At 61.1% G+C, this 22675-nt stretch carries 20 protein-coding genes, 1 tRNA gene and 1 pseudogene; 18 read left to right on the top strand and 4 right to left on the bottom strand.

Annotated elements, in window-relative coordinates:
* Positions 1–13 precede the first annotated feature (13 nt).
* Entirely contained in the window at positions 14–1528 is a 1515-nt protein-coding gene (locus tag AACY25_RS06535) for an HDOD domain-containing protein (RefSeq protein WP_339523236.1), read from the bottom strand.
* Between the two features lie 119 nt (positions 1529–1647).
* On the opposite strand from AACY25_RS06535, the gene motA reads away from it, so the two are divergent.
* Positions 1648–2499 carry a flagellar motor stator protein MotA gene (gene motA, locus AACY25_RS06530; RefSeq protein WP_339413339.1) on the top strand — a complete coding sequence of 284 codons (852 nt, stop codon included), beginning with the start codon at positions 1648–1650 and terminating at the stop codon, positions 2497–2499.
* Between the two features lie 8 nt (positions 2500–2507).
* On the top strand, positions 2508–3524 hold the full coding sequence (motB, locus tag AACY25_RS06525; RefSeq protein WP_339413340.1) for a flagellar motor protein MotB: 1017 nt from the start codon (positions 2508–2510) through the stop codon (positions 3522–3524).
* A 124-nt stretch (positions 3525–3648) separates the two neighbouring features.
* On the opposite strand, the gene rsgA is transcribed toward motB, so the two are convergent.
* Complete coding sequence (gene rsgA, locus AACY25_RS06520; protein WP_339523235.1) at positions 3649–4680, bottom strand: small ribosomal subunit biogenesis GTPase RsgA; 1032 nt, start codon at positions 4678–4680, stop codon at positions 3649–3651.
* Positions 4681–4799: 119 nt separating this feature from the next.
* Between rsgA and AACY25_RS06515 the strand changes: the two genes are divergently transcribed.
* Entirely contained in the window at positions 4800–5579 is a 780-nt protein-coding gene (locus AACY25_RS06515; protein ID WP_339523234.1) for a class I SAM-dependent methyltransferase, read from the top strand.
* A 76-nt stretch (positions 5580–5655) separates the two neighbouring features.
* Positions 5656–6198, top strand: a complete 543-nt coding sequence (gene orn, locus AACY25_RS06510; RefSeq protein ID WP_339523232.1) for an oligoribonuclease — start codon at positions 5656–5658, stop codon at positions 6196–6198.
* Between the two features lie 55 nt (positions 6199–6253).
* Here orn and queG read toward each other — a convergent pair whose 3' ends face one another.
* Complete coding sequence (gene queG, locus AACY25_RS06505) at positions 6254–7315, bottom strand: tRNA epoxyqueuosine(34) reductase QueG (protein WP_339523230.1); 1062 nt, start codon at positions 7313–7315, stop codon at positions 6254–6256.
* A gap of 60 nt (positions 7316–7375) precedes the next feature.
* Between queG and AACY25_RS06500 the strand changes: the two genes are divergently transcribed.
* The 14 genes and pseudogenes from AACY25_RS06500 (at position 7376) to AACY25_RS20935 (ending at position 22392) form a co-directional block, all read left to right on the top strand.
* Positions 7376–8875: an NAD(P)H-hydrate dehydratase gene (locus AACY25_RS06500; protein ID WP_339523229.1), complete on the top strand. Its 1500-nt coding sequence runs from the start codon at positions 7376–7378 to the stop codon at positions 8873–8875.
* The gene (tsaE, locus tag AACY25_RS06495) at positions 8863–9330 is read left to right on the top strand and encodes a tRNA (adenosine(37)-N6)-threonylcarbamoyltransferase complex ATPase subunit type 1 TsaE (RefSeq protein WP_339523227.1); all 468 of its coding nucleotides are present in this window, start codon (positions 8863–8865) and stop codon (positions 9328–9330) included. Before AACY25_RS06500 ends, tsaE begins: the two co-directional genes overlap by 13 nt.
* 19 nt (positions 9331–9349) lie before the next feature.
* Positions 9350–10768 (top strand): N-acetylmuramoyl-L-alanine amidase, encoded by a 1419-nt coding sequence (locus AACY25_RS06490; RefSeq protein ID WP_339523225.1) that lies wholly within the window; start codon positions 9350–9352, stop codon positions 10766–10768.
* The gene (mutL, locus tag AACY25_RS06485) at positions 10765–12642 is read left to right on the top strand and encodes a DNA mismatch repair endonuclease MutL (protein ID WP_339523223.1); all 1878 of its coding nucleotides are present in this window, start codon (positions 10765–10767) and stop codon (positions 12640–12642) included. The genes AACY25_RS06490 and mutL overlap by 4 nt, the downstream gene beginning before the upstream one ends.
* Positions 12643–12670: 28 nt before the next feature.
* Positions 12671–13648, top strand: coding sequence for a tRNA (adenosine(37)-N6)-dimethylallyltransferase MiaA (miaA, locus tag AACY25_RS06480; protein WP_339523222.1), 978 nt, complete (start codon positions 12671–12673; stop codon positions 13646–13648).
* 101 nt (positions 13649–13749) lie between these two features.
* A complete protein-coding gene (gene hfq, locus AACY25_RS06475) occupies positions 13750–14010 on the top strand; it encodes an RNA chaperone Hfq (RefSeq protein WP_090249679.1) in 261 nt (86 codons plus the stop codon).
* A gap of 14 nt (positions 14011–14024) precedes the next feature.
* Positions 14025–15326, top strand: a complete 1302-nt coding sequence (gene hflX, locus AACY25_RS06470; RefSeq protein ID WP_339523221.1) for a ribosome rescue GTPase HflX — start codon at positions 14025–14027, stop codon at positions 15324–15326.
* Between the two features lie 96 nt (positions 15327–15422).
* Positions 15423–16580: an FtsH protease activity modulator HflK gene (gene hflK, locus AACY25_RS06465; protein ID WP_339523220.1), complete on the top strand. Its 1158-nt coding sequence runs from the start codon at positions 15423–15425 to the stop codon at positions 16578–16580.
* Positions 16580–17449, top strand: a complete 870-nt coding sequence (gene hflC / locus AACY25_RS06460) for a protease modulator HflC (protein ID WP_339413363.1) — start codon at positions 16580–16582, stop codon at positions 17447–17449. Before hflK ends, hflC begins: the two co-directional genes overlap by 1 nt.
* 100 nt (positions 17450–17549) lie before the next feature.
* On the top strand, positions 17550–17735 hold the full coding sequence (locus tag AACY25_RS06455) for a DUF2065 domain-containing protein (RefSeq protein WP_339523858.1): 186 nt from the start codon (positions 17550–17552) through the stop codon (positions 17733–17735).
* Positions 17736–17772: 37 nt separating this feature from the next.
* Positions 17773–18960, top strand: a complete 1188-nt coding sequence (locus AACY25_RS06450; protein WP_339523219.1) for an ATP phosphoribosyltransferase regulatory subunit — start codon at positions 17773–17775, stop codon at positions 18958–18960.
* Between the two features lie 64 nt (positions 18961–19024).
* On the top strand, positions 19025–20320 hold the full coding sequence (locus tag AACY25_RS06445) for an adenylosuccinate synthase (RefSeq protein WP_339523218.1): 1296 nt from the start codon (positions 19025–19027) through the stop codon (positions 20318–20320).
* Positions 20321–20604: 284 nt separating this feature from the next.
* Positions 20605–21534 (top strand): annotated as a pseudogene (locus AACY25_RS20940) (HAMP domain-containing protein); the annotation flags it as partial.
* Positions 21508–22392 carry a methyl-accepting chemotaxis protein gene (locus AACY25_RS20935; protein WP_445262128.1) on the top strand — a complete coding sequence of 295 codons (885 nt, stop codon included), beginning with the start codon at positions 21508–21510 and terminating at the stop codon, positions 22390–22392. The pseudogene AACY25_RS20940 and the gene AACY25_RS20935, both read left to right, overlap by 27 nt.
* A gap of 105 nt (positions 22393–22497) precedes the next feature.
* Here AACY25_RS20935 and AACY25_RS06435 read toward each other — a convergent pair.
* Positions 22498–22584, bottom strand: a tRNA-Leu gene (locus tag AACY25_RS06435).
* Positions 22585–22675 lie beyond the last annotated feature (91 nt).

Genomic DNA, 22675 nt, shown 5'->3' with positions numbered 1-22675 from the left:
TGTAGCGGAAAGCCTAGCGCCCGCGGTTGGCAAAGCTGGCCAGAGCGCGCTCAATGCATTGCACGGTTTTGCCGAAGCCTTGCACGCTGGCATCGCTCAGCGGACGGCCGCCCTGGTCGGCGAAGATCAGCATAACCACGCGGTTGTTGCTGGCTATCGAGCGAATCAGCAGATGTTCGCTGGGGAACAGGCTTTTCAGCGAACCGGGCAGCATGGCGGAAAACTGCGCGATGTTGGCCGGGCTCAATTTTAGCTGTGCAGGAGCGCTGAGCAGGCGGCGCAGCACCTGGCTTTGTTGCGGATCAAGGCTGAGGCTGGCGGCGGCTTTGTCCAGGCCGCTCTGCTGCTGGGCGATCAGACGTGTGTGGTTACGATCAGCGAGCAGGATCAGTACACGTTGCATGCCGCAGGCCTGCAATGCCTGATTGGCGCAGGCGGTGAGCTGCAACACATTGGTAAAGGCGCTGGGTTGGGCGAGCAGTTGCGCGCATTGCTGGCGCCATTCGCTAACGACCGCAGGCTTGGGCTGCTCTGCTGTGGCTTGCAGGTGTCGCGCCTGCCATGGCCAGAGCAGCGCTTCGGCCGGGTGCCAGAGGTCAGTGCCGGATGCTTGGCGGGCGCTACTCACGGCGTTCTGATGCAGCAACTGCTGCAGGTTATCGAGCGGCAGTTGCAGGAATAAACCAGTCAGGCGCTGCCAGCGCAGGCTGTGCGGGCTGTTCCAGGCGTAGTGCGCGGAGAGCGCCAGGCCATTGGCCAGCAGAATGCTGTTGGCCGGTTGAGTCAGCCAGCGGCGCAGGTTGCTATCGGCGTCGAGAATTTGTTGCTGGTGCAGCGGGTGTTCGTTGTCGCGGGCGATATGCAGCGCCTTGACCAGCAGGCGGCGATCGCTGACCAGCAGCCGATAGCCCTGCGTGACCCATTCCGGTAAATGCCACTGCTCGCTCAGGGCCAGGCACAGCTTCAGCAGCGGTACGCCGAGCAGCTCCTGCTCCACTGTGCTCGCCGCTTCGCCCTTGACCAGTACACGCTGCTCCCAGACCTCGAACAGCTCAGGATGGGCGGCCAGCAAGGTCCAGATCGGTGCGAGAAACAGCAGGCTGCCCCAGTGAACCTCCTGCCACAGCCGCGCCAGGCGGCCGGCAAACAGGCCGTTGGCCTGGTGGCTGGCATGCTGGCTGATCAGCTGGATTTGCCGCAGTGCTTTGGGCAGCTCCTGTTGCGGAAGGGAGGGCAGGGCATTTAGCAGGTCTTCGGTGCGCTTGATGCCGAGGCGGCTGATGGCGGCTTCGAGGCTTTCGGTTTGCTCGCTGAGTCCGCTACTTTTGCGATTGGCCTCGCGCAATACGCTGAGCGCCAGTGCCGGGCAGTCCTGCATCAAATCCGCCAGTTCACGCATTGAGCGATTACTGTCCGCCAGGGCGCGTCGGAGTTTCTGCTGGCTATCGGTAGATGCGGGCAATAGCTGGCTGTCCAGCTGCTTGAGCCAGTCGGTCAGGGTGCGCGGATAGTGGACGGGCTTTGGCATGCGGGTTGAGACAAGCTGGCTTTTGACCTTAACTGGCTATAGTCTCGCGCAAAACTTCCGATAAATAGAAGGGTTGTTTTGCAAAGCCCCTTTCTACCCTCTCTGGCAAGTCTCTTTCTATGGCAAAAATCATCGGCATCATTGTTGTATTCGCCAGCGTATTGGGCGGCTTTATCCTTTCCGGTGGCCAGTTTATGGCGTTGGTGCATCCCTTTGAGGTGATGATCATCGGTGGTGCGGCGCTGGGTGCTTTCCTACAGGCCAACCCAGGTAGCGCTTTTATGCATGTGTTCAAAAAGTCGCTGAGCATGTTTAGCTCGCGCTTCACCCATGCTTACTACCTCGATGTGCTCAAACTGCTGTACGAGATTCTCAACAAGAGCCGCCGTGAAGGCATGATGGCCATCGAAGCCGACGTCGAAGACCCGGCCGCCAGCCCGATTTTCAGCAAGTACCCCGGCATCCTCAAAGATCAGCAGATGACCTCTTTCATCTGCGATTACCTGCGCATCATGTCCTCCGGCAACATGGCCCCGCACGAGCTGGAAGGCCTGTTCGACATGGAAATCGCCAGCCTCAAGGAAGAGCTCGAACACCCGGCGCATGCTGTAGCCAAGGTGGCCGACGGTATGCCGGCCATGGGGATCGTAGCGGCGGTGCTGGGCATCGTGATCACCATGTCGATCCTCGCCGAGGCGGATAACGCGGAGATCGGCCAGAAGGTTGGTACCGCGTTGGTGGGTACCTTCCTCGGGATTTTGGCTTCCTACGGCTTCTTCGGCCCGCTCTCGGGTGCGTTGGAGCACGATGCTAAGGAAGAGCTGAACGTCTATGAGGCGATCAAGGCCGGTCTGGTGGCTTCGGCCTCGGGCATGCCGCCATCGCTGGCCGTGGAGTTTTCCCGCAAGGTGTTATTGCCTGCGCATCGTCCGAGCTTTACTGAGCTTGAACAGGCCATGCGTGGGGGCTAAGGCATAGCATGGAAAACAACCAGCCGATTATCGTCAAACGGGTCAAGAAGGTTGCCGGTGGCCACCACGGGGGGGCCTGGAAAATCGCCTTCGCCGACTTTGCCACGGCGATGATGGCGTTCTTTCTGGTGATGTGGCTGATGTCTGTGGCTACGCCCGAGCAGAAGAAGCTGATTTCTGGCTACTTTCAGGACCCTGTGGGGTTCTCGGAAAGTGCCAGTCCTTATGTGATTGATCTGGGCGGCACGCCGACGCCGGCCCCTGATCGCACCCTGAACCCGGAACCGCAGGAAGAGCAGAGCCCGGCCGAGGATGCCCAGGCTGACGTGGACAAACTGCAGGCCGAGTCGATAGCCGAAGAAGTCGAGCGCGAGCGGTTGGAGTTGTTGCTGCAGGAATTGCAGAACAAGGTTGAGGAAAACCCTCAGCTGCAGAACTTCAAGGATCAGATCCTTTTCGAAATCACCCAGGACGGTCTGCGTATCCAGATCATGGATGCTGAGAATCGGCCGATGTTCGCTTCCGGTAGTGCGCGCTTGCAGCCCTATTTCGAAGACATTTTGCTGGCCATGACCGACACCATCGCCGCAGTGCCGAACAAGATCAGCGTCAGTGGTCATACCGATGCCGCGCCCTTTGTCGGGCGCGGCGGTTACGGGAACTGGGAGCTGTCTTCTGACCGCGCCAATGCCGCGCGGCGTGTGTTGATTGCGGGCGGCTATGACGACGAGCAGGTAGCGCGGGTGGTGGGTTATGCCTCCTCGGCCTTGTTTGATCGGGAGAAGCCACTTAATCCGGTCAACCGACGTATCGATATCGTGGTGCTGACCAAGAAAGCCCAGCGGGCCATTGAGGGTTCGCAAAGTGATTCGACTGATTCACCTGCTGAGGCGGGAAGCCCTTCGGATGCGCCTGCCATCACACCACCTGTCGTGCCCGGTGATCCGTTGCCCGGTGGGCAGTTACGTGAGCGCTTGAATATCTTCGAGGAAGGCGTGTTGCAGTTCGATCAGCCCGCCGAATAAACGCTGGCTGTGAATGAAAGGCCGCGACATGTCGCGGCCTTTTTTGTTGATGGCCTGTTATCCCAGGCGGCGCACCCTGCGCGCCGTCGCGGCGCGACGTTATAGCTCGCCCCCGGCGATTTTTTCAGTACTCGGCTTCTGGCAGGCTGGCCAGAATATGCCGGTAACTGGCCATGCGCTGCGGGTGCAGGCGGCCATCTTCCAACGCTTTGAGCAAGGCGCAGCCAGGTTCACGGTCGTGCTTGCAGTCGCGGAAGCGGCATTGGCCGATTAGGTCGTGAAACTCGATAAAACCGGCTTCGACGTCATCACGGCTGACATGCACCAGGCCGAATTCGCGAATCCCCGGGGAGTCGATCAGCTCGCCGCCGCCTGGAAAGTGGAACAGCCGCGCGGTGGTCGTGGTGTGGGTGCCCTTACCAGTCAGCTCGGAGAGCGGCCCGACGCGAGTATCGACTTCCGGCAGCAGGCTGTTGACCAGTGACGATTTGCCCACCCCGGACTGACCGACGAACACACTGACATGGCCGTCGAGTTGCTGCTGCAGCTGTTGCATGCCGTCGCCGCCATGGGCAGACACTTCCAGCAGCGGATAACCCAGTTCGCGGTAAACGCCGAGCATGCGATTGAGCGCCACGGCGTTCTGCTCATCCAACAGGTCGGTTTTGTTTAGCAGCAGCAGTGGGTGAATGCCAGCGTGCTCGGCTGCCACCAGGTAGCGGTCGATCAGGTTGGCATGGGGCTCGGGCAGTGGCGCGAAAACGATCACGATCAGGTCGACGTTGGCGGCTACCGGCTTGAGCTGGCCGCGGGTGTCCGGACGGCAAAGTTCGGTGCTGCGCGGCAATTGGGCAACGATTACGCCAATGCCCTGGTTGCCGGCGCGCCACACCACCTGGTCTCCGGTGACCATGGTCGGCAGGTTCGCACGCAGGTGGCAGCGGAATACCTGGCCGGCCAGTTCGCCCTCCAGTGCTTCAACTTCGATCTGTACACCGAAATGAGCGATCACCAGGCCGGTCTGTTCCGGGCCTAGGTCGCCGCCTTCAAGGATCTGTACAGCCTGCGATTCGCGCTTGGCAGCGCGGGCGGCACGCTCGCCCTGGATTTTTTCGATACGCCAGTTTTGCCGGCGATTGAGTTGGCGTTTGGCCATGGGTCTTCCGAGAGTTGAATTGCGCAATAAACGGCCGCGAGTCTAGCACGGGCTGCCTATTGAGCCGCTGGCGCGGCTAAACTGCGGCGCATCATCGGTCGGACGGTTGAGGAGTTTGCATGCTGCGCGTTGCCCGCCAATATCCGGCGCTACTGGCCTTGTCTGCTCAGCTGGGCGCGACCCTGCTGGTCGGATTGGCGCTGTACCTGATCGCTCAGCTGTCACCCTGGCGTCCGACCTTAATGGCTGTCGGCCTGTTGCAAGGGTTACTGGCTGCCACGCTGGCGCACTACCTGGGGCTGTCGCGCTGGTGGTGCGGATTGAACCTGCTGTTTGTTCCTGCGCTGTTGCTGGCCAATGGTGCGCCGCTGCCGTCCTGGGTATTTCTTGGCGGATTTGTTCTGCTGTTGCTGCTTAACTGGAACAGCTTTGGCGAGCGCGTGCCGCTGTACCTGACTGCTGCCGGTACGCGTCAGCATCTGCGGTCGGTGCTTGACCAGTATCCCGCAACGTTTCGCTTTATCGATCTGGGTTGTGGTCCGGCCGGCACGTTGCTGAGTTTGGCTCGCCACTATCCGCAGGCGCAGTTTGTCGGGGTGGAGACCGCACCGCTGTCCTTTGCCATCGCCTGGTTGCGCGCCTTGCTCCAGAGCAATTGCCAGATCCGTTATGAAAACCTCTGGCGCAGCGATCTGTCGGCGTTTGATGTGGTGTATTGCTTTCTTTCGCCTGCACCGATGCCGGAATTGTGGGCCAAGGCCTGTGCGCAGATGCCGGCGGGCAGTCTGTTGATTAGCAACACCTTTGAGGTGACGGGGCAGCCGGCGGATCAGCAGATCGAGCTGCATGACTGGCGCAAGTCCCGTCTGCTGTTGTGGCGCATGCGCGGTGCGGCTTGAATTCAATGCGGTACAGTCGAACGCAGTAGTTTTTCGGTGGCCTGTTAAACTGTCGGCCTTAGTTGAGGAGCCCCGCATGCAGAACCCGCAGAACCTGATCTGGATCGACCTGGAAATGACCGGTCTGGAGCCCGAGAGGGACGTCATCATCGAGATGGCTACCATCGTCACCGACAGCGACCTGAATATCCTCGCCGAGGGGCCGGTGATTGCCGTGCACCAGAGTGATGAGCTGCTTGCCGGCATGGATGAGTGGAACACCCGTACCCACGGCCAGAGCGGGCTGACCCAGCGCGTGCGGGAGAGCAAGATTGGCCCGGCTGAAGCGGAAGCCATGACCATCGCCTTTCTCGAACAGTGGGTGCCAAAGGGCAAGTCGCCGATCTGCGGTAACAGCATCGGCCAGGACCGGCGCTTCCTCTATAAGTACATGCAGAACCTGGAAGCCTATTTCCACTACCGTTATCTGGATGTTTCGACCCTGAAAATTCTTGCTGGCCTCTGGGCGCCGCAGGTCAAGGAATCGTTCCAGAAGCAGGGTACGCACCAGGCGCTCGACGATATCCGCGAGTCCATCGCCGAGCTGAAGCACTACCGCCAGCACTTCCTCAAAGTGTGACGCATAAAAAAGCCCGCTACTGCGGGCTTTTTTATGTGCGTTCAGATGTATTCGGCTACAGGCCGTGGCGGGCCAGGGCCCATTCGACATGCTCGCGTACCAGCTCCGATGGGTGCTCGCGGCGCGCTTTGAGTGCTTCCAGTACCGGGATGCTTGATGGCGCGTTACCCAGGCCGACGGCCAGGTTGCGCAGCCAGCGCTCGTAGCCGGCGCGGCGTAGTGGCGAGCCCTCGGTGCGGCTGAGAAATTCGTCTTCGCTCCAACAGAACAGTTCGGCCAGCTCGGCATTGTCCAGGCTGTGGCGCGGCTGGAAGTCGTTCTGCTCTGTGGGTTTGGCAAAGCGGTTCCACGGGCAGACCATCTGGCAGTCGTCACAGCCGAATACCCGGTTGCCGATAGGTGCGCGCAGTTCCTCTGGTATAGAACCCTTGAGCTCGATGGTCAGGTAGGAAATGCAGCGCCGCGCATCCAGCACATAGGGGCCAACAAAGGCGGCGGTGGGGCAGATATCCATGCAGGCCGTGCAACGCCCGCAATGTTCGCTGGTGTGGGGCGGGTCCACCGGCAGCGGCAGGTCGACGAACAGCTCGCCGAGGAAGAAGTAGCTACCGGCCTTGCGGTTGAGTACCAGGGTGTTCTTGCCGATCCAGCCAAGCCCGGCTTGTTCGGCGATGGCCTTCTCCAGCACTGGCGCGCTGTCGACAAAGGCGCGAAAGCCGAACGGGCCGATCTGCTGCTGGATGCGTTCGGCCAGTTGTTGCAGGCGTTTGCGGATCAGCTTGTGATAATCGCGGCCCAGGGCGTAGCGCGACACGTAGGCCTTCTCTGGCTGGGCGAGGCGCTGAGCCATCTGTGTGTCGCCGGGCAGGTAGTCCATGCGCAGCGACACCACGCGCAGGGTGCCGGGCACCAGTTCATCCGGGTGGGAGCGTTTGCTGCCGTGGGCGGCCATATAGTCCATCTCGCCCTGGTAACCAGCGTCCAGCCAACGCTGCAGGTGCGCCTCGTGCTCGCCCAGTTGCACGTCGGCAATCCCGACCTGCTGAAAGCCCAGCTCGCGGCCCCAGTCTTTGATCGACTGGGCGAGGGCGATAAGGTCAAGGGTGTCAGTGTTCATATCAGGGCGGGTAACCGGGGCGCAGGTGCGTATAATTCTGCCAGACATCGGAGCCGACGCATGCTGCATTCGCCTGACAATCTTCCTCTTCCGCTATACAGCGCCGCACAAGTGCGCGAGCTGGATGCGCGATTGATCGCTGCCGGCACGCCGGGTTTCGAGCTGATGAGTCGCGCCGCGCATGCCATCTGGCGTGCCCTGCGCCGTCGCTGGCCGGATGCGGGTGTGCTGACGGTGTTGGCTGGGCGCGGTAATAACGCTGGTGACGGCTATCTGGTGGCGGCCCTGGCGCTGCGTGCGGGTTGGCGGGTGCAGGTGCTGGCGGTCGGCGATGCGGCGCTATTGCAGGGCGATGCCGCGTTGGCGCGTGACCATGCGATTGCTGCTGGTGTGTCGATGCAGCCCTGGAGCGAATGCGCCGAGCTGCAGGGCGTGGTGCTTGATGCTCTGCTCGGTACGGGCTTACAGGGCGCAGTGCGCGAGCCGTATGCCCAGGCTATCCGCCTGTTGAATGCCAGTGATCTGCCGGTGCTGGCCGTGGATATTCCGTCCGGGCTCTGCGCCGATAGCGGTCAGGTGCTGGGTATTGCCGTGCGTGCGCAACTGACGGTCACTCTGATCGGCCTGAAGCTGGGCCTGTTTACTGGGCAGTCGGCAGATTATCTAGGCGAGTTGCAGTTTGATGATCTGCAGGCCGACGCGGCCCTGGTCGCGGCTCAGGCCTTTAGCGCGCAGCGTCTGGCGCAGGCCAGCTTGCCGCAGTTGCCGGTACGCTCGCGCAACGTGCACAAGGGCCAGTTGGGTCATGTGCTGGTGGTCGGCGGGGATCGTGGTTTTGCCGGGGCTGGTTTGCTGGCCGCACAAAGCGCGCTGCGCAGTGGTGCCGGGCTGGTCAGTCTGGCGACCCGCAGTGAGCATCTGCCGCCGGCGCAGGCGCGTCTGCCCGAGGTCATGGCCTCTGGTGTGGCCTCGGCCAATCAACTGCTGGCGCTGGGTGCTGATGCCAGCGTTTGGGTGGTCGGTCCGGGCTTGGGGCAGGGCGCCTGGAGCCGCAGTCTGTTATCGGCGGCAGCGGTCAGCAGCGCAGCGCAAGTCTGGGATGCCGATGCGCTGAATTTGCTGGCGCAAGGACAGGTCCAGTTACCGAAAGATAGCGTGCTTACGCCTCATCCTGGCGAAGCCGCGCGTTTGTTGGGTATCAGCACGGCCGAGGTGCAGGCCGATCGTCCGGCGGCAGCACGTGCCCTGGCCCAGCGCTACCAGGCGGTTTGCGTGCTGAAAGGCGCCGGCAGCCTGATTGCTGCGCCAGACGGTGGTTTATGGTTGTGTGATCGTGGCCATCCGGTTATGGCCGGTGCCGGCTTGGGCGATGTATTGGCCGGTTTGATCGGCGCGCTGCTGGCCCAGGGGCTGCCTGCGCTTTCGGCGGCTCAGTTGGCGGTCTATCTGCATGCCTGCGCGGGCGAGCGGCTGGCGCTGCAGGGCCGCGGCCTGGCGGCCAGCGATTTGTGTGCGGTTATTCGTGAATTGTTGCAGGAGCAGTCTGCGTGTCTGAATTAGAACTGTTTGCCGCCGATGAAGAGGCGATGCTGGCGCTGGGCGCACGCATCGCCGAGTCGACCGGCGGCGTTGGCGTGATCTATCTGCATGGCGACCTCGGTGCCGGCAAAACCACCTTGTCTCGCGGCATTATTCGCGGCCTGGGGCATATCGGGGCGGTGAAAAGCCCGACCTTTACCCTGGTGGAACCCTACGAGATTGGCGCGTTACGTGCCTTTCACTTCGACCTCTACCGCCTGGTAGATGCAGAGGAACTGGAGTACCTGGGGATTCGCGATTACTTCGACGGCGATGCGTTGTGCCTGGTCGAGTGGCCGCAGCGCGGTGCAGGCGTTTTGCCAAAGGCTGACCTGGACATTACCATTAGCCCGCAAGGGGCTGGCCGGGCGCTGCGTTTGCAGGCGCAAGGCGAACGCGGCACCACCTGGTGCGCCGCTTTGGCCGTCGGGGCATGAATCAATTATGGGGTTGGCTATGCGCATAAGCGCGCGTTTCATCGCAATAGGAGTGGCATTGGTGGGCTTGGCCGCCGATGTAATGGCCGCTTCGGATGTGCGCAGTGTGCGGCTGTGGCGTGCTCCAGATAACACCCGTCTGGTGTTTGATCTGTCTGGCCCGGTGCAGCACAGCGTGTTTCTGCTGTCCTCGCCCAACCGCATCGTCATTGATGTCAGCGGTGCCAAGTTAGCCACCAGCTTTAATCAACTGACCCTGAGTAACACTCCGATCACCGGCGTGCGCTCGGCGCAGCGCACCCCCGATGACCTGCGCGTGGTGATTGACCTGTCAGCAGCGGTCACGCCAAAAAGCTTTACCCTGGCCCCCAATCAGCAGTACGGCCATCGATTGGTGGTTGATCTGTTTGACCAGGAAAGCGGCGCAACACCCAGCCTGCCAACCACCACCGTGGCCACTGCGCCGCAGGTGCCGGTGACACCAACCCAGGCCCCGCCGAAGCTGACGCCGATACCCAACGGCAAGCGCGATATCGTGATTGCCATCGATGCGGGCCACGGCGGCGAAGACCCCGGCGCGCTGTCTCCGGTCAAAGGCCAGTATGAGAAGCACGTGACCCTGGCGATTTCCAAGGAGCTGCAGCGGCAGATCAATGCCGAGAAGGGCTTCCGCGCCGAGCTGGTGCGTACCGGCGACTACTTTATCCCGCTGCGCAAGCGCACCGAGATCGCTCGCAAGAAGGGCGCTGACCTGTTTGTCTCCATCCACGCCGATGCTGCACCACGGGCTGCGGCATTTGGTGCCTCGGTGTATGCCCTGTCGGATCGCGGCGCCACTTCGGAAACCGCACGCTGGTTGGCTGATGCGGAAAACCAGTCGGACCTGATCGGCGGCGCCGGCAACGTCAGCCTGGACGACAAGGACAAGATGCTCGCCGGGGTATTGCTCGACCTGTCGATGACCGCCTCGCTCTCATCCAGCCTGAACGTCGGCAACAAGGTGCTGGGCAATATGGGGCGCGTCACTCCGTTGCATAAACGGCGAGTGGAACAGGCCGGCTTTATGGTGCTGAAATCACCCGATATTCCATCGATCTTGGTGGAAACCGGATTTATCTCCAATCCCAACGAAGCTCGCAAGCTTTCCAGCTCTAGCCATCAGCAAACGCTGGCCCGCTCGATCGTTACGGGCGTGCGGCAGTTCTTCCATGAAAACCCGCCGCCAGGCACTCACGTGGCCTGGCTGCGTGACAACGGCAAGATTACCCTCGGCCCGCGCGAGCATGTAGTCAGCTCCGGCGAAAGTTTGGCGCTGATTGCGCAGCGTTATCAGGTCAGCCTGGCCGTGCTGCGCAGTAGCAACTCGCTGAAAAGTGATGTAATCAAGGTCGGTCAGCGTCTGCAGGTCCCCGCGACTGCTCTGGCTGGGCAACCATGAGTGAAGCTGCGCGTATCCAGCTGCTCAGCCCGCGGCTGGCGAACCAGATTGCTGCTGGTGAGGTGGTCGAGCGTCCCGCCTCGGTAATCAAGGAACTGTTGGAAAACAGCCTCGATTCCGGTGCCAAGCGTATCGAAGTGGATGTCGAGCTGGGCGGCGTCAAGCTGCTTAAAGTGCGCGACAACGGCAGCGGCATTTCTCCGGATGACCTGCCCCTGGCGCTGGCCCGCCACGCCACCAGCAAGATCCGCGAACTGGAAGACCTTGAACAGGTGATGAGCCTGGGCTTTCGCGGTGAGGCGTTGGCGTCGATCAGCTCGGTGGCACGCCTGACTCTGACTTCGCGCACTGAAGGCGCCGAACAGGCCTGGCAGGTGGAAACCGAAGGCCGGGATATGCAGCCGCGGGTACAGCCTGCGGCACATCCGGTCGGCACTTCGGTGGAAGTACGTGACCTGTTCTTCAACACCCCGGCACGGCGCAAGTTTCTCAAGACTGAAAAAACCGAATTTGATCATCTACAGGAAGTAATCAAGCGCCTGGCCCTGGCGCGCTTCGATGTGGCCTTCCATCTGCGCCACAACGGCAAGACCGTTCTCGGTCTGCATGAGGCTCCAGATGAACAGAGCCGCGCGCGGCGGGTGGCTTCGGTTTGTGGTCCGGCGTTTCTTGAGCAGGCGCTGCCTATCGATATCGAGCGCAACGGCCTGCACCTGTGGGGCTGGGTTGGCTTGCCGACTTTTTCCCGTAGCCAGGCGGACCTGCAGTACTTCTATGTGAATGGCCGCATGGTGCGCGACAAGCTGGTCGCCCACGCAGTGCGCCAGGCCTACCGCGACGTGCTGTTCAACGGACGCCATCCGACCTTTGTGCTGTTTCTGGAAATCGATCCCTCGGTGGTCGACGTCAACGTGCACCCGACCAAGCACGAGGTACGTTTCCGTGACGGGCGTATGGTGCATGACTTCCTCTACGGCACTTTGCATCGCGCATTAGGCGAGGTGCGCCCGGAGGATCAGCTGGCGGCGCCAGCGACGGTCAACGAAATGCTGCGTCCTACCGGCCAGGCGGCGGGTGAGTTTGGCCCACAGGGTGAAATTGGCTTGGCCGCCAGCCTGCTGCAGCTGGCGCCCAGCAGCTCGGTGTGGCGTTCGCCGGGTGCTGGCTATCAGGGAGCTCGGCCAGAAACGGCCTTGCCTGCAGCGGAAGCCCAGGGCGCCTATCGTGAGTTTTTCTCGCCGATGGCTACTGCGCCGGCTCCCGCTGGCTTGCCGGATGCGCAGGGTGATATTCCGCCTCTGGGCTATGCGATCGCCCAGCTCAAGGGCATCTATATCCTTGCCGAGAACGTCCAGGGCCTGGTGGTGGTGGATATGCACGCCGCCCATGAGCGCATCACCTACGAGCGGCTCAAAGTTGCCATGGCCAGTGAGGGCCTGCGCGGCCAGCCGCTTCTGGTGCCGGAGTCGATTGCCGTAAGCCAGCGTGAAGCTGACTGCGCGGAGGAACATGCCGAGTGGTTCCAGCGTTTGGGTTTTGAATTGCAACGCTTGGGTCCGGAAACCCTGGCAATTCGGCAGATTCCCGCCTTGCTCAAACAGGCTGAGGCGACGCGTCTGGTTCAGGATGTGTTGGGTGATCTGCTCGAATACGGCACCACCGATCGCATCCAGGCTCACCTCAACGAGCTGCTCGGCACCATGGCTTGCCACGGTGCTGTGCGCGCCAACCGACGCTTGACCCTGCCAGAAATGAACGCCTTGCTACGCGATATGGAGCACACCGAGCGCAGCGGCCAGTGCAACCATGGGCGCCCGACCTGGACGCAGATGGGCATGGATGACCTGGACAAGCTGTTCCTGCGCGGCCGCTAAGCGCCGCGCCACCTAGAGATTTTTAAGCATGTCCGAGCGCCTGCCTCCGGCGATTTTCCTTATGGGGCCAACTGCGGCCGGCAAGACCGATCTGGCTATCGAGTTGGCACGGGTGCTGCCGTGCGAGCTGATCAGCGTCGATTCGGCGTTGATCTATCGCGACATGGACATCGGCACGGCCAAGCCGGATAAGGCCACGCTGGCTGAGTTCCCTCACCGTCTGATCGATATCCGTGACCCCGCGGAGAGCTACTCGGCGGCCGAGTTTCGTCGTGATGCCCTGGCCGCCATGGCCGATATCACCGCGCGCGGACGTATTCCGCTGCTGGTGGGCGGCACCATGTTGTATTTCAAGGCGTTGCTCGAAGGCCTGGCCGAAATGCCCAGTGCTGACGCGGCGTTGCGCGCCGAGTTGGAGGCGCGTGCCCAGACCGAAGGTTGGGAGGTGCTGCATGCCGAACTGCATGCGGTCGACCCAGAATCGGCTGCGCGTATCCACCCCAATGACCCGCAGCGCTTGATTCGCGCCCTTGAGGTCTATCGCCTGAGCGGGCAAAGCATGACCGTTCATCGTCAGCGCCAGGCGACAGAAAATACTGCCGGTGGCGCATCGGTGGCGCGGCAATTCCCCTATACTGTGGCGCAATTGGCCATTGCCCCGGCACAACGGCAGCTGTTGCATGAGCGAATTGCCCTGCGATTTCGCCTGATGCTGGAACAGGGGCTGGTTGCTGAGGTCGAACTCCTGCGCCAGCGAAGTGACTTGCACGTTGGCCTACCATCTATACGGGCGGTGGGTTATCGCCAAGTTTGGGATTATCTGGACGGCAATCTCGATGCCGAACAGATGCAGGAGCGCGGCGTTATCGCCACGCGCCAGCTGGCCAAGCGACAGTTCACCTGGTTACGTGGTTGGCAGCAGGATGTGCACTGGCTCGATAGCGCCGACTGCGACAATCTGCCGCGTGCCTTGAAATACCTGGCAGCGGTCTCCATATTGACCTGAGACCTTGCCGTTGGCCGTCTATCCTTGGGGGTATGACGGCTTTAAGCCGTTCGTTGGGTTACTAAAATTATTGAAAATTGATCCTTAAAGGAGTGCGGCACATGTCAAAAGGGCATTCGCTACAAGACCCTTACCTGAATACCTTGCGTAAGGAACGCGTCCCGGTTTCTATTTATTTGGTTAACGGCATCAAGCTGCAAGGCCAGATCGAATCTTTCGACCAGTTCGTGATTTTGCTGAAAAACACTGTCAGCCAGATGGTCTATAAACACGCCATTTCCACTGTGGTGCCTAGCCGTCCGGTGCGTCTGCCGAGCGCCAGCGAAACCGAGCAAGCTGAAGCTGAGCCTGGTAACGCCTGATTTAGGAGGCTGCATTGTTCTTCGAGCGCCATGAAGGTGGAGAGCGGGCCATTCTGGTACATCTGGACGGCCAAAATTCCGAGGCGCGCGAGGACCCGCAGGAGTTTCAGGAACTGGCCATCTCGGCTGGTGCTGAAACCATCGCGTTCCTCAGTGTTCCGAGTAATCGACTGACGGCCAAGTACCTGATCGGCAGCGGTAAAGTTGAAGAGTTGCGTGATCAGGTCAAGGCCGCCGAGGCTGATCTGGTTATCTTCAATCACGTGCTTACGCCGAGCCAGGAACGCAACCTTGAGCGGGCTTTCGAGTGTCGAGTATTGGACCGTACCGGTCTGATACTCGACATTTTTGCTCAGCGCGCGCGTACCCATGAAGGTAAGTTGCAGGTGGAGCTGGCCCAGCTCGACCATATGAGCACGCGGCTGGTGCGCGGCTGGACCCACCTTGAGCGGCAGAAAGGGGGTATCGGTCTGCGCGGCCCGGGTGAAACCCAGCTGGAAACCGACCGCCGCCTGTTGCGCGTGCGGATTCGCCAGATCAAACAAAAGCTCGAGAAGGTGCGCAGCCAGCGTGAGCAGGCTAGGCGCGGCCGTCAGCGGGCGGATATTCCTTCGGTATCGCTGGTGGGCTACACCAATGCCGGCAAGTCGACCCTGTTCAACTCCCTGACCACCTCGGATGTTTACGCGGCTGATCAGCTATTCGCCACCCTCGATCCCACTTTGCGTCGTCTGGAATTGGACGATCTGGGGCCGATCGTGCTGGCCGATACGGTGGGCTTTATCCGGCATTTGCCGCACAAGCTGGTTGAGGCCTTTCGCGCCACGCTTGAGGAATCAAGCAACTCTGACCTGTTGTTGCATGTGATCGACGCCCACGAGCCCGAGCGCGATCAGCAGATCGAGCAGGTGTTGGCGGTGTTGGGCGAAATCGGTGCCCATGAGCTGCCGATGCTTGAGGTGTATAACAAGCTCGACCTGCTCGAAGGTGTGGAGCCGCAGATTCAGCGCGATGCAGATGGCAAGCCGCAGCGGGTCTGGCTGTCGGCGCGCGACGGGCGGGGCTTGCCGTTGCTGCGTCAGGCTATCGCCGAGCTGTTGGGCGATGACCTGTTTGTCGCTACATTGCAGTTGCCGCAGCGCCTGGGGCGTTTGCGTGCGCAGTTCTTCGCCTTGGGCGCAGTGCAGAGCGAGTCGCATGCCGAGGACGGTAGCAGTTTGTTGGCTGTGCGTTTGCCGCGCATTGAGCTGAATCGGCTGGTCAGCCGTGAAGGGCTGAAGCCGCAGGAATTTATCGAGCAACACACTTTGCAATAAAGCCTGCGTCAGTGGCTTTGCCGCTGGTTGCATGCATTCTGTAGCATTGGCGGACGCGCCGTGGGCGCGTCTTTGCTTTATCAGATGGAGAGCGCTATGGCTTGGAATGAGCCGGGTGGCAACTCGAATAATCAGGACCCATGGGGTGGCCGTAAGAACGGTGATCGCAAGGGGCCGCCGGATATCGATGAGGCCTTCCGCAAGCTGCAGGAGAGCCTTAATGGGCTGTTCGGTGGCGGCAAGAAACGAGGCGGTGAGACGGGCTCGGGCAATGGCGGCGGCTTCGGCTTGCTGTTCGTGGGTCTGGGGCTGCTCGCTGCGGTCTGGCTGTACAGCGCGATCTATGTCGTTGATGAGCAGGAGCAGGCCGTGGTGCTGCGCTTCGGCAAGTATTACGAAACAGTCGGTCCGGGCCTGAATATCTATTTCCCGCCGATTGACCGCAAGTTCCAGGAAAATGTCACCCGTGAGCGTGCTTACAGTAAGCAGGGGCAGATGTTGACCGAGGACGAGAACATCATCGAAGTGCCGTTGACCGTGCAGTACAAAATCAGCAACTTGCAGGATTTCGTGCTTAACGTCGATCAGCCGGAAGTCAGCCTGCAGCATGCGACTGACAGCGCTGTGCGCCATGTGGTTGGCTCCACCGAGATGGACCAGGTGCTGACCGAAGGTCGTGAGCTGATGGCCAGCGAGGTCAAGGACCGTTTGCAGCGTTTCCTCGACAACTACCGCACCGGGATCGCCGTGACCCAGGTCAACCTGCAGAGTGCAGCCGCACCGCGCGAAGTGCAGGAAGCCTTCGATGACGTGATTCGCGCCCGTGAAGATGAGCAGCGTGAGAAGAATCAGGCGGAAACCTACGCCAATGGCGTGGTGCCGGAAGCCCGTGGTCAGGCGCAGCGTCTGATTGAGGATGCCAACGGTTACCGTGATGAGGTGGTTTCCCGCGCACAGGGTGAGGCGGATCGCTTTACTGCATTGGTGACTGAGTACCGCAAGGCGCCAGAGGTGACTCGCGAGCGTCTGTATCTGGACACCATGCAAGAGCTGATGACCAATACCAGCAAGGTGCTGGTGACCGGTGACAAGGGGCAGAACAACCTGCTTTATCTGCCGCTGGATAAGATGATCGATGGTCGCAGCACGTCTTCACCTAGCTCGATATCCGGCGCTGCGAACAGCGCGGATACTGGTTCGCGGGTCACTACCGATCCGCGTCAGGTTGAGCTGCGTACAAGGGAGAGCCGTTGATGAGCAATAAATCGCTGATCGCCCTTATTGTTGGCGTGGTTCTGGCGCTGGTCGCCTGGAACAGCTTTTACATCGTTGCGCAAACTGAGCGCGCGGTGCTGTTGCAGTTCGGTCGTATCGTCCAGCCGGATGTGCAGCCGGGCCTGCATGTGAAGATTCCGTACGTCAACCAGGTGCGCAAGTTCGATGCACGTCTGTTGACCTTGGATTCCACCAGCTCGCGCTTCTTGACCCTGGAAAAGAAGGCATTGATGGTTGATGCCTTCGCCAAGTGGCGAGTGCTGGATGCTGAACGTTTCTACACCGCAACTTCCGGTATGAAGCAGATAGCCGACGAGCGCTTGGCGCGTCGTCTAGAAGCATCGCTGCGTGACCAGTTCGGTAAGCGCACCCTGCATGAGTCGGTATCCGGTGAGCGTGATGCGCTGATGGCTGATGTAACTGCATCGCTGAACCGCGCCGCGCAGCGTGAGCTGGGTATTGAGGTGGTTGATGTACGCGTCAAGGCCATCGACCTGCCGAAGGAAGTTAACCGCAGTGTGTTTGACCGCATGAGTTCCGAGCGTGAGCGTGAGGCTCGTGAGCACCGCGCCAAGGGTCGAGAGCTGGCCGAAGGTATTCGCGCCGACGCCGACCGTCAGCGTCGCGTGTTGCTCGCCGATGCCTACCGTCAGGCGGAAGAGCTGCGTGGTGAGGGTGATGCCCAGGCTGCTGCGATCTATTCCAAGGCCTACGGCATGGACCAGGAGTTCTATTCGTTCTATCGCAGCTTGAGGGCTTACCGCGAAAGTTTCGCGGATAAGCGTGACGTGCTGGTGCTGGATCCGAAGAGCGACTTCTTCCGTTATCTAGAGAAGTCCAAGCCTTAAGTCATCACCCCGGCGGGCAGCAGTCGGGGTGATCCTTGTGGAAAACGTGGTATCATGCGGCAGCCGGGAAAATCCCGGCTTTTTTGCGTCTGCGGGAAGCATGTGGCAGGAATTAGGCATCGCGTTGTGTCTCGTGCTGGTGATGGAAGGCATCCTGCCCTTCCTGTGTCCGCGCCATTGGCGTGACACGCTTTTACAACTGATGCAGTTGTCTGACAGGCAGCTGCGTCTGCTGGGGTTGGCCAGCATGCTGCTGGGAACAACCGTCCTTTATTGGCTTCACTGAAGGCTTGTGCCGCCCGGTTCAAGAGGGGAATGGCGAAATGGCAACGGTAGACCGCTGGCTGCTGCCAGATGGCATCGAAGAAGTACTGCCACCGTACGCAGGGCGTATTGAAGTGGCGCGCCGCCAGGTGCTGGATCTGTTCCAGCGTTGGGGCTATGAATTTGTGGTCACTCCGCATATCGAGTACCTGGAATCGCTGCTGACTGGCGCGGGCCAGGACCTAGATTTGCGCACCTTCAAGGTGACCGATCCGCTGTCCGGCCGGCAGATGGGCTTTCGTGCCGACATCACGCCGCAGGTGGCGCGCATCGATGCGCATACCCTGCGCCGCGAAGGGCCGAGCCGTCTGTGCTACGCCGGTAGCGTGGTGCATGCCCAGCCGCGCGCGTTGACCACCTCGCGCAGCCCGATCCAGTTGGGCGCCGAGCTGTATGGCGACGCTAGCCCGGCCAGCGATGTGGAAGTGATCAGTCTGCTGGTCAACACCCTTGAGCTGGCGGCGGTGCCGGATGTGCACATGGACCTTGGCCATGTTGGTATCTATCGCGGCCTGGCGCGCGCCGCCGAGCTTTCTGGCGAGGTCGAGCAGCAGCTGTTCGATGCGCTGCAGCGCAAGGCGATGGATGAGGTCGTTGAACTGACCGAAACCCTGCCGGATGACTTGCGCAAGATGCTGCGCGCGCTTAGCGAGCTGTGCGGTGGTCGTGAGGTGCTGGACCTGGCTCAGGCTTGTCTGGTGGATGCGCCGGACGATGTGCATGCGGCGCTGGATGACTTGATGGCGATTGCCGATGCGCTGAGCTTGCGCTACCCGGAATTACCGCTGTACTTCGATCTGGGCGAGCTGCGCGGCTATCACTACCACACAGGTGTGGTGTTCGCGGCCTTCGTCCCGGGCGTGGGTTATGCCATCGCCCAGGGCGGGCGCTATGACGACATCGGCGCCGACTTTGGCCGTGCGCGGCCTGCAACTGGCTTCTCCACCGACCTGAAAACCCTGGTAAGCCTGGGGCAGATGCAGTTGGGTGAAGAGCCGGCCGGAATATGGGCGCCGGATAACCATGATGTGTTTTTGTGGCAGGCGATTGTGCGCTTGCGCCAGGACGGTCAGCGCGTGGTTCAGGCATTGCCTGGGCAGGTCGCGGCTGACGCCGAGGCTGCAGGCTGTGATCGTCAGTTGCTGTTGCGTGATGGCCGCTGGCAGTTGGCTGCGCTGACAGCCTAAGCGGTCGTGCGAAAAGTTTCCGTCGGCTATGGCCGGCATCAAGTTTGCGAAGAGGGTTAGTGTTATGGGTAAGAATGTCGTAGTCCTGGGCACCCAGTGGGGCGATGAGGGCAAGGGCAAGATCGTCGACCTGCTGACCGAACAGGCTGCAGCCGTCGTGCGCTATCAGGGCGGTCACAATGCTGGCCACACCCTGGTGATCGATGGCGAGAAAACCGTTCTGCACCTGATCCCCTCCGGCATCCTGCGCGAAAACGTGCAGTGCCTGATCGGCAATGGCGTGGTGGTTGCGCCCGATGCGCTGATGCGTGAAATCATCAAGCTGGAAGAGAAGGGTGTGCCGGTGCGCGAGCGCCTGCGTATCAGCCCGTCCTGCCCGCTGATCCTGCCGTACCACGTAGCCCTCGATCAGGCTCGTGAGAAAGCCCGTGGTGATGCCAAGATCGGCACCACCGGTCGTGGTATTGGCCCGGCCTACGAAGACAAGGTGGCGCGACGCGGCCTGCGCATTGGCGACCTGTTCCACCGTGAGCGCTTCGCCGCCAAGCTCGGTGAGCTGCTGGATTACCACAACTTCGTACTGGTCAATTACTACAAAGAGCCGGCCATCGACTTCCAGAAAACGCTCGATGAGTGCATGGAATACGCCGAGCTGCTCAAGCCTATGATGACCGATGTGACCGCCGTGCTGCACGACATGCGTCGTGAGGGCAAGGACATCATGTTTGAAGGCGCTCAGGGCTCGCTGTTGGATATCGACCACGGCACCTACCCCTACGTCACCAGCTCCAACACCACCGCGGGCGGCATCGCCACCGGTTCCGGTTTTGGTCCGATGTACCTGGATTACATCCTCGGTATCACCAAGGCCTACACCACCCGCGTTGGCTCGGGTCCGTTCCCGACTGAGCTGTTCGACGAAACAGGTGCGTTCCTCGCCAAGCGTGGGCACGAATTCGGCTCCACCACCGGTCGCGCGCGTCGTTGCGGTTGGTTTGATGCCGTGATCCTGCGTCGCGCCATCGAGATCAACAGCATCTCCGGTCTGTGTCTGACCAAGCTCGACGTACTCGACGGCCTGGAGACCATCCGTATCTGCGTTGGCTATAAAGACCAGAACGGCGACGTGTTGGTTGATGCGCCGACTGATGCCGACAGCTACCTGGGCCTGCAGCCGGTTTACGAGGAGCTGCCAGGTTGGGGTGAGTCGACCTTGGGCGCGAAAACCCTGGAAGAGCTGCCTGCGGCGGCGCGTACTTACATCAATCGCGTGGAAGAGTTGGTCGGTGCGCCGATTGATATCGTTTCCACTGGCCCGGACCGCAACGAGACTATTGTGTTGCGCCATCCGTTTGCCTGATAGTCACAGGCAGTGCACAGAGGGTCGCCAATTTGGCGGCCCTTTGTCGTTTATGGTCCACGTAAAAATATCCGAGCTAGCCTTCATAAATCGGTTTCCCCGCCGCTATAGCATTACTGTTGTCAGGAGTGTCTGCCGTGTTAGCCATTATTTCTGTGTTGCGCAGTCGCCTGCTGTTGCCGGTGTTTCTGGCGTTGGGCGTGGCCCTGTTGGTGCAGGTGGTTGTGGCAGTGGCATTGACGCGAACCACAGTGGCGACGCTTGAGGCGGATTTGGCCAAAGGCATGCAGGCCGATACGGCGCGTCTGGTTGGAGAGCTGACCAAGGCCGGAGATGAGGTGCGTGGCGGCCTGGACAGCCTTTCCGCCAGTACTCAGGCGCAGTTAGCCAAAGGCCTTTCCGCTCGGCTGGCCGAGGAGCAGGCGCAGATTCGCGGCGTGCTGGACAGCAACCTCAAGCGTTCCGCCGATGAGTTGGCGCAGCTGCTATCCGCTGTTGCGCCCAAGGCAATCTGGGACGCTGACGTACCCGCGCTGACGGAGTTGGTGCGTGGCGCTCACCGCAATCCGGCAGTGTTGTTTGCTGTGTATATCGATGCCCAAGGCGCGCGCTTGACGCGTCACCTCAATCGACAGGATTCCCGCGTCCGTACGCTGATGGCCAAGGGTGAGGGTGGTGGCGCATTGGATAAAGTGCTGCAGGCCGCCGCCAGTGATCCGGGTGTGTATATCGCCGAGGCGACGATCAGCCCGATGGGTTCGGATATCGGCAAGGTTCTTTTGGGGGTTTCCACGGCGTCGGTGGATGAGGAGCTGGCGAAGCTGGATCAGCGTTTCGTCAGCCTGATCGACAGCAGTGGGCAGTTGGTTTCCGACAGTTTGAGTGGTGCGGCCACCAGCAGTGCGGACGCCTTGGCGGCGCGGTTGAGCGTGGCGCGTGAGGCAGCCGGCGGCATGGAGCAGAGCAGTCGCGAGGTGGTGCAGCAAGCCGCAGCCGGTTTGCGCTGGAACATCAGCATGGGTCTTGTGGTGGTCGCGGTGGTGATTCTGCTGGTGTTGGCGCTGGTGCTGGGGCGGCGAGTGGTCAGCAAGCTGCATACCTTGATTGCGGTACTGAATGACTGGGCGGCGGGTGAGGGGGATCTGACGCGCCGGGTCGAGCTCAATAGTCGTGATGAAATTGGTGATATGGCGGCAGCGGTCAATCGCTTTGTTGCCAAGTTGCAGCCGATTGTGCGCGAGGCGGGTGAGGTAGCATCGCTCACCGGGCAGGAAATCGGCAGTCTGGCCGCGCGCAGTGCGGCGGCCGAGTCGGCTGCCGAGCGTCAGCGCGATGAGGTGGCGGGCAGTCTGCAGGCGCTGGCGGAAATGGCCGGTGAGGCGCAGGCGGAAAGTCACGCCATGCGCGAGGCATTGCAGCGCGTCGGCGCGATTCGCCAGGCGGCGGATGACAATGCCGCGATTGCGCTGCGCGTGGGTGGCTCGATCGAGGAGTTGGTGCGGCGTGTGGAAACCGGTGCAGCAGTCATCGAACGGTTGGCGAAGCAGAGTGAGCAGATTGAAGTGGTGCTGACGGTGATTCGCTCAATCGCCGAACAAACCAACCTGCTGGCCCTGAATGCGGCAATTGAGGCGGCGCGTGCGGGTGAAAGCGGTCGTGGCTTTGCCGTGGTCGCGGATGAGGTGCGCGCGCTGGCCAGCAAGACGCAGCAATCAACCGGTGATATCCAGACCCATATCGGCGCGTTGCAGCAGGGTGCGCGCGAAGCGGTTGAGGCGATTGGGCAGGCTGGCAAGCAGGCGGATCAAGGTCTGGCGGCATTGCGCGAAAGTGCGCGGGTGCAGCAATTGGTGCGTGAGGCGGTGGAAGAAGTGCACGGCGCAATCAACACCGCGACCGAAGCCGCGGCGCACCAGGCGGAGGGTGCGGACGCAGTGCGTGGGCGTGTCGAGGTGATTCATGTCGAGGCGCAGCGCGCGGCTGAGGCAGTAGCGGCGACGGCGAACAGCGGTCGGGTGCTGGATGGCTTGGCGAAGAAGCTCAAGGCCAGTCTGGGACAGTTTCGCGTTTAAAGCGATTCAGGGCAGGTGCGTCTAGTGCCCGCCCAGTTGGTCGCAGCTTGCCGGGTTAAATCGCAGGCAATAAAAAACCGAGCCAGTAGCTCGGTTTTTTTGAATTGGTGCCCAGGAGAAGACTCGAACTTCCACGACCGTAAGGTCACCAGCACCTGAAGCTGGCGTGTCTACCAATTTCACCACCTGGGCATTGATTGCAAAACTTGCTTATTTGCTATCAACTACAACTCGGTTAACTTCGTTTCCCGTCGTTGTGGCGCGCATAATACGGACCGTGTTT

It is taken from the genome of Pseudomonas sp. EA_35y_Pfl2_R111, assembly GCF_963970955.1.
Lineage (GTDB): Bacteria > Pseudomonadota > Gammaproteobacteria > Pseudomonadales > Pseudomonadaceae > Aquipseudomonas.
Note: the sequence above shows the minus strand (reverse complement) of the source record. Positions and strands in the feature narration are given on the sequence as shown.